The 12,557-nt window shown below is 62.2% G+C and carries 12 protein-coding genes; 8 read left to right on the top strand and 4 right to left on the bottom strand.

The annotated features are described in order from the left end of the window. Positions 1-113: 113 nt before the first annotated feature. The 4 genes from NKH21_RS20920 to NKH21_RS20905 all read right to left on the bottom strand — a co-directional run bounded on the left by NKH21_RS20920 (position 114) and on the right by NKH21_RS20905 (position 3,658). Positions 114-755, bottom strand: a complete 642-nt coding sequence (locus NKH21_RS20920) for a TetR/AcrR family transcriptional regulator (protein WP_352867214.1) — start codon at positions 753-755, stop codon at positions 114-116. Positions 756-966: 211 nt separating this feature from the next. Further along, positions 967-1,461 (bottom strand): MaoC family dehydratase, encoded by a 495-nt coding sequence (locus tag NKH21_RS20915; RefSeq protein WP_031211357.1) that lies wholly within the window; start codon positions 1,459-1,461, stop codon positions 967-969. A gap of 40 nt (positions 1,462-1,501) precedes the next feature. Further along, the gene (locus NKH21_RS20910) at positions 1,502-2,317 is read right to left on the bottom strand and encodes an SDR family oxidoreductase (RefSeq protein ID WP_352665571.1); all 816 of its coding nucleotides are present in this window, start codon (positions 2,315-2,317) and stop codon (positions 1,502-1,504) included. Between the two features lie 513 nt (positions 2,318-2,830). Beyond that, positions 2,831-3,658 carry a MurR/RpiR family transcriptional regulator gene (locus NKH21_RS20905; protein ID WP_352665568.1) on the bottom strand — a complete coding sequence of 276 codons (828 nt, stop codon included), beginning with the start codon at positions 3,656-3,658 and terminating at the stop codon, positions 2,831-2,833. Positions 3,659-3,803: 145 nt separating this feature from the next. Between NKH21_RS20905 and NKH21_RS20900 the strand changes: the two genes are divergently transcribed. From NKH21_RS20900 to NKH21_RS20865, 8 genes are all read left to right on the top strand, one after another. Then, the gene (locus NKH21_RS20900) at positions 3,804-4,628 is read left to right on the top strand and encodes an N-formylglutamate amidohydrolase (RefSeq protein ID WP_352665566.1); all 825 of its coding nucleotides are present in this window, start codon (positions 3,804-3,806) and stop codon (positions 4,626-4,628) included. A gap of 22 nt (positions 4,629-4,650) precedes the next feature. Beyond that, positions 4,651-6,207 (top strand): amino acid permease, encoded by a 1,557-nt coding sequence (locus NKH21_RS20895; protein WP_352665564.1) that lies wholly within the window; start codon positions 4,651-4,653, stop codon positions 6,205-6,207. A 105-nt stretch (positions 6,208-6,312) separates the two neighbouring features. Next, the gene (locus tag NKH21_RS20890) at positions 6,313-7,683 is read left to right on the top strand and encodes a glutamine synthetase family protein (protein WP_352665563.1); all 1,371 of its coding nucleotides are present in this window, start codon (positions 6,313-6,315) and stop codon (positions 7,681-7,683) included. A gap of 100 nt (positions 7,684-7,783) precedes the next feature. Continuing rightward, positions 7,784-8,188: a helix-turn-helix domain-containing protein gene (locus NKH21_RS20885; protein WP_352665561.1), complete on the top strand. Its 405-nt coding sequence runs from the start codon at positions 7,784-7,786 to the stop codon at positions 8,186-8,188. Continuing rightward, positions 8,172-8,597, top strand: a complete 426-nt coding sequence (locus tag NKH21_RS20880; protein WP_352665560.1) for a type II toxin-antitoxin system VapC family toxin — start codon at positions 8,172-8,174, stop codon at positions 8,595-8,597. The genes NKH21_RS20885 and NKH21_RS20880 overlap by 17 nt, the downstream gene beginning before the upstream one ends. Continuing rightward, complete coding sequence (locus tag NKH21_RS20875; protein WP_352665559.1) at positions 8,575-9,996, top strand: aldehyde dehydrogenase family protein; 1,422 nt, start codon at positions 8,575-8,577, stop codon at positions 9,994-9,996. The genes NKH21_RS20880 and NKH21_RS20875 overlap by 23 nt, the downstream gene beginning before the upstream one ends. A gap of 18 nt (positions 9,997-10,014) precedes the next feature. After that, complete coding sequence (locus NKH21_RS20870) at positions 10,015-11,187, top strand: iron-containing alcohol dehydrogenase (protein ID WP_023719041.1); 1,173 nt, start codon at positions 10,015-10,017, stop codon at positions 11,185-11,187. Positions 11,188-11,419: 232 nt separating this feature from the next. Continuing rightward, positions 11,420-12,526 carry an ABC transporter substrate-binding protein gene (locus tag NKH21_RS20865; RefSeq protein WP_352588184.1) on the top strand — a complete coding sequence of 369 codons (1,107 nt, stop codon included), beginning with the start codon at positions 11,420-11,422 and terminating at the stop codon, positions 12,524-12,526. Positions 12,527-12,557: the final 31 nt, after the last annotated feature.

Raw genomic sequence — 12,557 nt, 5'->3', positions numbered from 1 at the left:
TCAAGCAAAATCGTACATGTACAGAGAAGTTGAGCGCAGGAATTGCCGAACGCTCGGTGCCGGAGCGCGGATCGTTCGGAGAAGATCCTACAGATCGGGAGAAGGGCCGCTCTTCAGCAATTGACCGGCGGCGTGAGCGGCGCGATCTGGTGCGCGGCGATGGCTTCAAGCATGATGTCGCCGATCCGTGTGATGAACGTCGTCTGGTCGCCGAACGGGTAGAACGGGAAGGTGATCAACAACGAGATGGCGCCGTGGCCAACTGCCCACAGCATGGTGGCGATGGCGCGTGGATCGCCTCTGAGCCTGCCCGCGGCAACGCAGGCTTCGACCCTCTCGATCAGCACTTTCATCGCCGGGTTGCCGCTCTCCATTTCGGCGAAGGTCTTGCCGGCTGGCGGCCTGACTTTTTCGGTCATGAAGACGGTGCGGTACTCGTTGGGATTTTCCAGCCCGAAGGCGGCGTATTCGACCAGCACGGCCTTGAGCGCCTCGATCGGGTCGTCGGCCGTATGATTTGCGATGCGCCTGGCCAAGGTCTCGAACGCGTCCTCGGCTAAGGCGAACAGGATGTCCTGCTTGTCGGCGAAATAGGAATAGACCGACATCGGCGCATAGCCGACGCGCTTGGCGAGCTTACGGATGGTGAGGCCGTCATAGCCTTCTTCCTGGACAAGCTTGTGCGCGGCATCGACAAGTTCGGAACGCAGTTCGGCCTTTTGTTTTTCGCGGCGCTCCTGGACGCTTAGCTGCAACTTTCTACTGCCTTATGACTGATGGCTGGATGCAGCATATATACGCTGTACGGCGTCGGGCAAGGGTGGCACGAAGCAGAAGCTTGACTGTCACAAAACGATATAGCCCGGCAACATTGCGCTGCAGGTCAGTCGTCACATGAAGTACGTCGCGGCCGAAGCCAAATAGATTTGGCACAGATAGATTTGGGCTTCTCTGCCTGACGAACAGTCAAACCGCTTCCGGCTGGCGTTCGATCAGCGTCAGCGTCAGCCAGCGCGCAGTCAGCGCCGGTTTTTTCGAGCCCTCGATCTCGATCGTCACGTCGTGGGCAGTCTGCACCCAGCCCGACGGCCTGACCTTGACGTCGGCCAGCACGAAGCGGGTGCGGATGCGCGAGCCGGTCTTCACCGGCGCCAGGAAGCGCAGCGAATCGAAGCCGTGATTGACGCCCATCTTGCTGTTTTCGAGCGGCGGCATGGTTTCGAAGGTCATCGCCGACAACAGCGAAAGCGACAGGAAGCCGTGCGCGATGGTGCCACCGAACGGCGTCTCGCGGCTGGCGCGTTCCGGATCGCAATGGATGAACTGATGGTCGTCGGTGGCATCGGCGAACTGGTCGATCATGCGCTGGGTGACGACACGCCATGGCGACACGCCGACTTCCTTGCCGACGTTGGCCAGAAGCACATCGAGACTGATAGGTTCCACGCTGATGTCCTCCATCTTCACCCCCGGGCATTTCACTCGCCGGACGGCGTGCGTCTCATTCTTTGAACAATGTCAGCCCGTGTTGCACCGACTGCCCGCCATCGATCGGCAGGATGGCGCCGGTGACATAGCTGCCGGCACGGCTGCACAAATAGAGCGTTGCGCCGGCAATGTCATCCGGTGCGCCGATGCGGCCGATCGGAACGTGGTTGCCGACATGTCTTGCCTGGTCCTCGGTGCCAGTGGCGAAGGCCGTCATCCGGCTCTGGAAAGGGCCAGGCGCAAAGGCGTTGACGGTGATGCGGCGGGCGGCGAACTCGATCGCCAGGATGCGCGTCAGGTGGTGAACCGCAGCTTTCGAGGCCGAGTAGGAGTAGGCGTCTTCGGCCAAAGGCTGCGTGCCCATCACCGATCCGAGGTTGATCACCCGGGCCGGGTCGGCATCGCTGGCGGCGGCCTCGAGCAGAGGCAGCAATTCGCGCGTCAGGTGGAAGACCGCGGTGACGTTGACGCCGAACACCTTGGCCCAGGCATGGTAGGGAAAACTTTCCAGCGGCGCGCCCCAGGAGATGCCGGCATTGTTGACCAGGATATGCAGCCGCTCGGTCCTCACCCTGACCTCGGCAACGAGCGCCGCGATGCCGGCCTCGCTGGAGACGTCGGCGGCGAAACCCTCAGCCCGGCCGGAGGCGCCAAGCCCGTTCAGTTCGCCGGCAACCCTGACGCAATCCTCGCCCTTGCGCGAGGCAATCATCACCGAGGCGCCGGCCCTGACCAGCGCGGTCGCCGCCATGCGGCCGATGCCAGTCGCGGCGCCGGTGACCAGCGCCGTCTTGCCGGCGACTGAGAACAGCTCGTCCAGATAGCTCATCGAATTCCTCCGCGCAGTTCACCGCGCTTTTGACTGGTGGTTCAAAGAAGCGGCTTCACGTAGACAAGGCTAGCCGAACTACGATCATCCTTGCCACGGCTAAAGTACCCGGACTGGGGCGATGGCACGGTTTGCGGCTGAATTGGTTAGGCGCCAGCGGCAAGGCGGTCATTCGGCCGTGACATGGGTCGGATGAATGATGCGGCCATCCCCGTTAGCGAGCACCTTGGTAAGCTGTTCATTTCGCGTGTGAACCAGTCGTCATTACTCCTCCGCCCAAGCCGCCGGCGGGTCTTGAGGAGTTGGGAGGTGGCCGAGCAGTGGGGCGAGACTGACGTTCGTATTCGTGGACGTGGACTATGCTTTCAAGGCGAAAGTTATGGGTAAGAAACAACGCACGGTCCTGCTGGCAGCGGTCTTTGCGTCTGTCTTTGGCATTTTTTTGCTGATCCTGATGGTCAGTTTTTTGGTTGACTAGGCACGGCCAGCAGCGTCCCTTTCCGAAGTGCTGCGCTACCGCAGGCTTTCCAGTTCGCGGATGCGTTTGGCGCCGTCGGCCTCGAGCTGCCTTGTGACGGCGCCGATCAGCGTTTCGGCAACGACGAAAAGTGCGGCGGATGAGTCCCAGGCCGAAGGCACGGCGGTGCGCCCGGCAATGACGTGGCGGGCGAAGCGGGCGATCGGCGACAGCCACTGGTCGGTAAACAGCACGATCTGCACGCCGCGCTGGTTGGCGGTCTCGGCGAAACGGATCAGGCTGTCCTGGTAGCGCCTGATGTCGAAGATCACCAGCACGTCGCGCTTGCCCATGTCGATCAGACGGTCACGCCAGACGCTTTCCTGGCCGGCGAGATGGAACACGTTGGGCTGGATGATAGCAAGGTGGGCGGCCATGTAGCGCGCCAGCGGGTCGGTGAAGCGGCCGCCGATCAGGAATGTCTTGCCGCGCCGGTCGGCCAGCTTAGCGACGATATCGGCAAGCTGCTTGTCCGAAAGGTGCCGGAAGGTCTCGCGCATATTGTCGAGCGTCGCCTCCAGCATCGGCGAAACGGCGCTGCTGCCCTGCGAGGAGGGATTGAGCGTGCGCGAGGCCGGCGACTGCAATTGCGCCGCCAACTCGTCTTGCAGCGTCGACTGGAATTCCGGATAGTTCTGGAAGCCGAGCCGGGCGACGAAACGCAGGATCGTCGGCGACGATACGCCGGCCGTGGCCGAGAATTCGGCGACCGTCTTCAGCCCGATCAGCGGATAGCTGGCGATCAGCGTTTGCGCTGCGCGTCGCTCGCCGGCCGGCATGGTGCCGATGCGGTCGGAGATCAGTTCGGCAATGCTCGAAACCATGTTTTTCCCCACCCTGGCCGGGCCGTTACCGCGTTATCGAAATCGCGTTTGACAAAGCCGACCAAACTGTATGAAATCATCCGCAGGGACGCAATGAGGCAAAATACGTAACATACGATACAGCGCTCCCCGGGGACAGCAGACAATGGAGACAGCACGGCCCGCCAGCCTTGCATCGCCTGAGACCGTAAGGGTGACGAACCCCGGCGGATCAAGCCCTTTCGTGCTGACCTGCGACCACGCCTCAAATTTCCTGCCGCCTGAATTCGGAACGCTCGGACTTGCCGCCGAGGAGCTTTCCCGCCACATCGCTTGGGATCCCGGCGCCTTGCCGGTAGCGCGCCGCATGGCCGAGGTGCTCGATGCGACGCTGGTCGAGACCTGCATCTCGCGGCTCGTCATCGACTGCAACCGGCCGCTCGACGCGCCGGACCTGATAGTGACGGTCAGCGCCAGCGAAAAAACCGTGATCCCGGCAAACCAGGGGCTTTCCGCCGACGAGCGGCAGGCGCGCATTGCGCTGGCTTGGCGGCCGTTCCACGACCGGATCGCGACGATCATCGACGAGCGTCTGGCGGCCGGGCGGGAGACGCGGCTGGTATCCGTCCATTCCTTCACGCCGGTGTACAAGGGCAAGAGCCGGCCCTGGCACATCGGCATCATCCATGACGAGGACCGCCGGCTGGCGGCGCCGCTGATCGCGGCGCTCCAGCAGCTTGCGGGCATCGCCGTCGGCGTCAATGAACCCTATTCGCCGGCCGACCGCGTCTATTTCACACTGGAACGCCATGCCCGCTCGCGCGGGCTGCCCTGCGCAATGATTGAAATCCGCAACGACGAGATCGCCGGCGCAGCCGGGCAGCGGAAATGGGCGGATCTGCTCACGGGTATTTTTCTCAATCTGGAGCCCGAGGCGGCCAAGGGTCCCAGACCAAGCGCAGTCGGAAAGTCAGTTCAATCGGCCAGCTAAGAAACCAACAGGGGACTAAAAAATGGCAGCACCGGGCTACACTGAAGTTGACAAGGCAGAGGACGTAAAGGTCCTCCACAACATGGGCTACGCCCAGGAACTGGAGCGGCGCCTCAGTCGCTTTTCGAATTTCGCGGTTTCCTTCTCGATCATCTGCATCCTGTCCGGCGGCATCAACTCGCTGGCGCAGGCAACCTCCGGCTCCGGCGGCATCGGTATCGGCATTGGCTGGCTGGTCGGCTGTTTCGTTTCGCTGACCTTCGCTGTAGCGATGTCGCAGATCAGCTCGGCCTACCCGACCGCCGGCGGCCTCTATCATTGGGGCTCGATCCTCGGCAATCGCGGCACCGGCTGGGTGACGGCCTGGCTCAACCTGCTCGGCCTGATCACCGTGCTCGGCGCCATCAATGTCGGCACCTGGACGTTTTTCCTTGGCGCCTTCGGACCGGCGCTCGGCATCGAGGGTACGCTGACCAACCAGATGATCTTCCTGGTCGTCATCACCGGCGCCCAGGCACTGATCAACCATCTCGGCATCAAGCTGACCGCCAAGCTGACCGACTTCTCGGGCTACCTCATCTTCTTCGGCTCGATCCTCATCGCGGTCGTCTGCCTGATCTCGGCCGAAACCTGGGATTTCAGCCGGCTGTTCACCTTCCACAATTATTCCGGCGATGCCGGCGCCGGTGTCTGGCCGTCGGTATCCAATGCCTGGGTGTTCGCACTTGGCCTGCTGCTGCCGATCTACACGATCACCGGCTACGACGCGTCGGCGCATACTTCCGAGGAAACCATCAAGGCGGCGAGCTCCGTGCCCCGCGCCATGGTCATGTCGGTGATCTGGTCGGCCGTCTTCGGCTATCTCTTCCTCGCAGCCTTCGTGCTGATGATCCCGAATATGGACGATGCGGCCAAGCAGGGCTGGAACGTGTTCTTCTGGGCCTTCGACCAGCGCGTCAGCCCCGGCATCAAGGAGTTCGTCTACCTCGTCGTCTTCCTGGCACAGCTGCTTTGCGGCCTCGCCACCGTCACCTCCGCCTCGCGTATGATCTTCGCCTTCTCGCGTGACGGCGGCCTGCCGGGTTCCTCGGCGCTGGCCAAGGTCAGCCCGACCTACCGCACGCCGGTGGCGGCGATCTGGACGGCGTCGATCCTGTCCGTCCTGTTCGTCTGGGGCTCGACGCTGGTTTCAGTCGCAGGCACCTCGGCCTACACCATCGTCGTGTCGTGCACCGTCATCTTCCTGTTCCTCTCCTTCACCGTGCCGATCGTGCTCGGCATGCTGGCCTGGGGAACGCCGAAATGGGACAAGATGGGACCGTGGAACATGGGGCGCGCCATCTTCATGCTGTTCGGCGTGCTTTCGATCCTGTCGATGCTCCTGATCTTCGTCATCGGCATCCAGCCGCCGAACGACTGGGCGCTCTACATCACCGTCGGTTTCTTCATCCTGACGGCGATCGTTTGGTTTGCCTTCGAGCGCAACCGCTTCCAGGGCCCGCCGCTCGGCGACATCATCGCGGCGCGCCAGGCAGCGATCAAGGCTGCGGAACAGGCCGTCGGCGAGACCGGCCACTGAGGCAAGTCCTCCAACTATGGCCGGCGCTTTGCCGGCCATAGCTTCCCACATCTTCAAAGTGGCTTTTTACAAGCCCGAAACGACAAGCGCTGGAGTACCAAAGGAATGGCCGGAAATTTCTCGTTCGACCAGTTGAAGCAAGCGGTCTCCAGCGGCGAGGTCGACACGGTGCTGGCCTGCATCGTCGACATGCAGGGGCGGCTCGCGGGAAAGCGGTTCCTGGCCCGCTATTTCGTCGATTCCGCGCATGACGAGACGCATGGCTGCAACTATCTCTTGGCCGCCGACATCGATATGGAACCGGTGCCGGGCTACAAGGCGGCGAGCTGGTCGAAGGGTTATGGCGATTTCGTCATGAAGCCGGACCTTGCGACGCTGCGGCGCGTTCCGTGGCTGGAGAAGACGGCGCTGGTGATTTGCGACGTGCTCGACCACCATACCCATGACGACCTGGCGCATTCGCCGCGCGCCATGCTGAAGAAGCAGGTCAAGCGGCTGCAGGATCGCGGCTATATCGGCTATTTCGCTTCCGAGCTCGAATTCTATCTGTTCAGCGAAACCTACGATTCCGCCCGCAAGAAGCACTGGCAGGGCCTCGAGACGGCATCGCCCTACATCGGCGACTACCAGATCGGCATCACCACCAAGGAAGAAGGCGTCATGCGCCGGCTGCGCAACGAGATGGAGGCGGCCGGCATCCCGATCGAGAATTCGAAGGGCGAGTGGGGTCCCGGCCAGGAGGAGATCAATGTCCGCTATGCCGAGGCGCTCGACATGGCCGACCGCCACGTCATCCTGAAGAACGGCGCCAAGGAAATCGCCGAGTCCGAAGGCAAGGCGATCTCGTTCATGGCCAAGTACAATTACGGGCTCGCCGGCAATTCCAGCCACATCCATAATTCGCTGTGGAGCGCCGACGGCAAGACGCCATTATTCTACGACAAAAATGCCGAGTGGACGCTGTCGACACTCGGCCAGCAATGGGCGGCCGGCCAGCTCAAATATGCCAAGGAATTCACCTGGTTCCTGGCGCCCTACGTCAACTCCTACAAGCGCTTCCAGGCCGGCACCTTTGCGCCGACCAAGATCATGTGGAGCGAGGACAACCGTACCGCCGGTTTCCGTCTTTGCGGCGAGGGCACCAAGGGCATCCGTATGGAATGCCGCATCGGCGGCGCCGATTTGAACCCCTATCTGGCTTTCGCCGCGCTGATCGCGGCCGGGCTTGCCGGCATCGATGAAAAGCTTGAACTGCAGAAGCCCTTCGTCGGTGATGCCTACCAGGCCTCGCAGCTGCCTGAAATTCCAAAGACATTGCGCGACGCCACCGCGACGCTGGCGGAATCGAAAATGCTGAGGCAGGCGCTCGGTGACGATGTGCTGGAACATTACGTCCACACGGCACACTGGGAACAGTTCGAGTACGACCGCCGGATTACGGACTGGGAACTGCACAGGGGGTTCGAGCGGTATTGACGGCGTTGCACTTTACGCAATATTGTTGCGGTTATCGCACCGCAACACCCTGGAGGCAGCGTTGCCCAAAGGTAGAGCCCATGTCGACAAGGCGTGGTTCATGAGTCGAATGAACGAGCGCAAGCTCACGGTACGCAGCATGGCCGGCCGCATGAACATACACTACAGCGCCTTGTCGCGGACACTGAACGGCGAGCGGCGCATGCAGGTCGACGAGATACGCAAGATAGCTGAAATTCTCGACCGGCAGGAAAGCGAGATATTGGTGCACCTCGGAAGTTCCAGTGATGCGACGAGGCCACCGGAGCCTGATCGCCGGTCTGGTTTCAAGGAGGGGCAAGTGGATTCCGTGGACGACATGAACGGCAACAAGGAAGAGTACATCGTGCCGCCTCGGGGTGCCGATCCGTTGTTTGGATGCATGGCCGGGACGCTCACTCTGCTTCCGGATGTCGACTATACCGCGCCCGCCGATCCGGATTGGGGCAATGTCTATGACGAGTGAGGGGGTTCTGCTCGACACATGCTTCATGCTGTGGCTGTCAACGGAGCAGCCGGTCACGAGGACTGCGGTCGAGAAGGTGACCAGCGCACGCAAAAATGGCAGCGTGATCGCCGTTTCCGTGATGTCCGCCTGGGAAATCGGCGTGCTTGTAGCCAAGGGCCGGTTGCCATTCATCAAGTCGCCGCTCGCATGGTTCGAACGGTTCGTGCAGACCGGGGCAGCGAGCGTCGAGGGGATCGACAGTGAGCTTTTGGTCGAGTCTTCGTTCCTGCCCGGCGTCGTTCACAATGATCCGACGGATCGGATCATCATAGCCACGGCGCGTTCGAAAAACCTCGAGATCATCACCCGCGATCGCGCAATCCTTGCCTATGGCGCGGCCGGCTATGTCAAAACAATTCCTTGTTGATTTGGAGACCTCTTTGGAAACCGTGAAAATAAAATCCCCCGTCGACGGTTCGATCTATGCCGAACGGCCTCTGGCGACGGATCAGGCGATCGGTGCCGCGGTCGAACGTGCCAAGGCGGCGCAGGAGAAGTGGGCGCAGACGCCAGTCGTCGAGCGCGGCAAGTACATGCTTGCCATGCTGGAAGCGCTGGTCGCCATGACCGACGAGATCGTGCCGGAGATCGCCTGGCAGATGGGCAGGCCGGTGCGCTATGGCGGCGAGTTCGGCGGCGTCAGGGAACGCGTCAGCTACATGGTCGAGATCGCCGAGGCGGCACTGAAGCCGGTCATGGCTTCCAACCCGAAGGACGGCTTTCGTCGTTATGTGAAGAAGGTGCCACTCGGCGTGGTCATGGTGATCGCACCGTGGAACTATCCCTATCTCACTGCCGTCAACACCATCGTGCCGGCGCTGATGGCGGGCAGCGCCGTCATCCTCAAGCACGCGGCGCAGACATTGTTGGTCGGCGAACGGTTTCAGCAGGCGTTCGATGAGGTCGGCCTGCCCAAGGGGCTGTTCCAGAACCTCGTCATGAACCACGCGCAGACCGAAAGGCTGCTCGGCTCCGGCAAGATCGACCATGTCAACTTCACCGGCTCGGTCGCCGGCGGCCGCGCCATCGAAAAGGCGGCGGCGGGCACCTTCATGACGCTTGGCCTCGAACTCGGCGGCAAGGATCCCGCCTATGTGCTGCCCGACGCCAAGATGGACCATGCCGTTGCCAATCTGGTCGACGGCGCCTTCTTCAATTCCGGCCAGTGCTGCTGCGGCATCGAGCGCGTCTATGTCCACGAGAAGGTCTACGACGAATTCGTCGAAGGCTTCATTGCCGAGACCAGGAACTACGTCGTCGGCAATCCACTCGACCAGGCGACCACCATGGGGCCGATGGCGCAGGCGCGCTTCGCCGACCTGATCCGCGAGCAGAAGGCCGAGGCGCTGCGCAAAGGCGCCAGGGCGCATATCAATATGAAGGTGGCCAACGACAGGCAAGGTTCGCCCTATCTGGCGCCGGAAGTGCTGACCCAGGTCGACCACCAGATGAGCGTCATGCGCGAGGAAAGCTTTGGCCCGATCGTCGGCATCATGAAGGTGCGCAACGACGAGGAAGCGATCGCGCTGATGAACGACAGCCCCTATGGGCTGACGGCCTCGATCTGGACGCGCGACACCGACCATGCGGCGGCGATCGGCGATCGCGTCGAGACCGGCACCGTGTTCATGAACCGCTGCGACTATCTCGACCCGGCGCTGGTCTGGACCGGCGTCAAGGACACCGGCAAGGGCGCGGCACTGTCGGCCACCGGCTACGACAATCTGACCAGGCCGAAATCATACCATCTGCGCGAAGCCATCTGATTTTCTGAAAGACAACAAATGACAAAACTCGTTTCCAAATGGAATTACCCGACGACCGTCCGCTTCGGCGCGGGGCGCATCAAGGAATTGCCGGAGGTGCTGGCGGCGACCGGCATCAAGCGGCCGCTGTTCGTCACCGATCCGGGACTGGCCAAGCTGCCGGTGGTGGCCTCGACGCTGAAGATCCTCGACGACGCCAAGGTGCCGTATGGCGTGTTTTCCGAGGTCAAGCCGAACCCGGTGGATTCCAACCTGACCGCCGGCATTGCCGTGTTCAAGAAGGGCAAGCATGACGGCGTCATCGCCTTTGGCGGCGGCTCGGCGCTCGACCTCGGCAAGCTGATCGCCTTCCAGGCCGGGCAGACACGTCCGGTCTGGGATTTCGAGGATGTCGGCGACTGGTGGACGCGCGCCGATGCCGATGCGATCGCGCCGATCATCGCCGTGCCGACCACGGCCGGCACCGGTTCGGAAGTCGGCCGCGCCGGTGTCATCACCAATGAAGCGACCCACACCAAGAAGGTCATCTTCCATCCGAAGCTTTTGCCGGCAATCGTCATTGCCGATCCGGAGCTGTCGGTCGGCATGCCCGGCTTCATCACAGCCGGCACCGGCATGGATGCGCTTGCCCATTGCCTCGAAGCCTATTGCGCGCCGGGCTATCACCCGATGGCCGACGGCATCGCGGTGGAAGGCATAAGGCTGGTCTTCGAAAACCTGCCGAAAGCCTATGCCAACGGCAAGGATCTGGTCGCCCGCGCCAACATGATGAGCGCCGCTGCCATGGGAGCGGCCGCCTTCCAGAAAGGGCTTGGCGCCATTCATTCGCTGTCGCATCCGATCGGCGCGCTCTACGACACCCACCACGGCATGACCAACGCCGTGTTCATGCCCTACGTGCTGGCCTTCAACCGCGAGGCGATCGAGCCACGTATAGCCCGGCTCGCCGCCTATTGCGGAATCAAGGGCGGCTTCGACGGCTTTGCCAAGGCGATCGTCAAGCTGCGCAAGGAGCTCAAGGTTCCGCACGCACTACCCGGCCTGATCAAGGGGCTCGACATGGACAAGAAGCGCAAGGGCCTGATCGCCGACATGGCGGTGGTCGACCCGACCGCCGGCGGCAACCCGGTCAAGCTGACCAAGAAGGCGGCGCTGACGCTGCTCGAAAACGCCATCGCCGGCGCCGTCTGAGGCATCGGAAATCGACTTGGGAAAAGAGGCGAAGAAAGGGGGAAGGATGAAAGGCAAGGCCGAAACTAGTTAGCCGGAAAAATAACGGCGCAGCGATTGCTACAGCCGGTTAAAAAGAGTTTACTTTTTCGTACTGCGGGGCGCCGGTTTCACAAAGCTTTCATCTGGCTGTCACACGAAAACGATACCGCATCGCAGGCGTCCAACGGCGTCAGTTCAACGGAGAGAACACATGTTCAAATTCACGGGAAAACTGCTTTCCCTTTCGGCCGTCGCCCTGATGGCGACCTCTGCCATCTCGTCGGCCCAGTCCATGGATGAACTGGTCGCCGCAGCCAAGGCAGAAGGCCAGCTCACCACCATCGCGCTGCCGCATGACTGGTGCGGCTACGGCGCGGTCATCGACGGCTTCAAGGCGAAATATCCGGAAATCACCATCAACGAACTCAACCCCGATGCCGGCTCAGGCGACGAGGTCGAGGCGATCAAGGCCAACAAGGACAACAAGGGCCCGCAGGCGCCCGACGTCATCGACGTCGGCCTGAGCTTCGGTCCGACCGCAAAGAAGGATGGCCTGATCCAGGCTTATAAAGTATCAACCTGGGACTCGATCCCGGACAGCGCCAAGGATGCCGAAGGCTTTTGGACCGGCGACTATTACGGCGTGCTTTCGTTCCTGGTGAACAAGGACCTGGTCAAGGAAGCGCCGGCCGACTGGGCCGACTTGCTGAAGCCGGAGTTCGCCAATACCGTGGCGCTCGCCGGTGACCCGCGCGCTTCGAACCAGGCCATCCAGGCCGTCTATGCCGCCGGCCTTTCCGGCGGTGCGGCTGCCGGCGAAGCTGCCGGCACGGCTGGTCTCGACTTCTTCAAGAAGCTCAACGCCGCCGGCAATTTCGTGCCGGTCATTGGCAAGCCCGCGACGCTTGCCCAAGGCCAGACGCCAATCCTGGTGACCTGGGATTACAACGCGCTTGCCGGCCGCGACACGCTGAAAGGCAATCCGCCGGTCGACGTCGTCGTGCCGAAGACCGGCGTCGTCGCTGGCGTCTATGTCCAGGCGATCAGCGCCTACGCGCCGCACCCGAATGCTGCCAAGCTATGGCTGGAATATCTCTATTCCGACGAAGGCCAGATCGGCTGGCTGAAGGGTTATTGCCACCCGATCCGCTTCAACGACCTTGCCAAGAACGGCAAGCTCCCGGCTGACGTGATGGCCAAGCTGCCGCCGGCCGAGTCCTATGCAGCCGCGGTGTTCCCGACGCTCGACGAGCAGGGCAAGGCCAAGGAAGCCATCACAAAGAACTGGGACGCCGTCGTCGGCGCCAACGTCAAGTAAGACTTGAGATCAGCCGGGCGGCTTAGATCGC

Origin of the sequence: Mesorhizobium sp. M1329, from assembly GCF_040318035.1 — a bacterium.
Classification (GTDB): domain Bacteria; phylum Pseudomonadota; class Alphaproteobacteria; order Rhizobiales; family Rhizobiaceae; genus Mesorhizobium.
Note: the sequence above shows the minus strand (reverse complement) of the source record. Positions and strands in the feature narration are given on the sequence as shown.

Coding starts and splice junctions, on each gene's coding strand:
- NKH21_RS20915 (WP_031211357.1), bottom strand. CDS start 1,461: ATGGAGGACATCAGCGTGGAACCTATCAGTCTCGATGTGCTTCTGGCC.
- NKH21_RS20910 (WP_352665571.1), bottom strand. CDS start 2,317: ATGAGCTATCTGGACGAGCTGTTCTCAGTCGCCGGCAAGACGGCGCTG.
- NKH21_RS20905 (WP_352665568.1), bottom strand. CDS start 3,658: ATGGTTTCGAGCATTGCCGAACTGATCTCCGACCGCATCGGCACCATG.
- NKH21_RS20900 (WP_352665566.1), top strand. CDS start 3,804: ATGGAGACAGCACGGCCCGCCAGCCTTGCATCGCCTGAGACCGTAAGG.
- NKH21_RS20895 (WP_352665564.1), top strand. CDS start 4,651: ATGGCAGCACCGGGCTACACTGAAGTTGACAAGGCAGAGGACGTAAAG.
- NKH21_RS20890 (WP_352665563.1), top strand. CDS start 6,313: ATGGCCGGAAATTTCTCGTTCGACCAGTTGAAGCAAGCGGTCTCCAGC.
- NKH21_RS20885 (WP_352665561.1), top strand. CDS start 7,784: ATGAGTCGAATGAACGAGCGCAAGCTCACGGTACGCAGCATGGCCGGC.
- NKH21_RS20880 (WP_352665560.1), top strand. CDS start 8,172: ATGTCTATGACGAGTGAGGGGGTTCTGCTCGACACATGCTTCATGCTG.
- NKH21_RS20875 (WP_352665559.1), top strand. CDS start 8,575: ATGTCAAAACAATTCCTTGTTGATTTGGAGACCTCTTTGGAAACCGTG.
- NKH21_RS20870 (WP_023719041.1), top strand. CDS start 10,015: ATGACAAAACTCGTTTCCAAATGGAATTACCCGACGACCGTCCGCTTC.
- NKH21_RS20865 (WP_352588184.1), top strand. CDS start 11,420: ATGTTCAAATTCACGGGAAAACTGCTTTCCCTTTCGGCCGTCGCCCTG.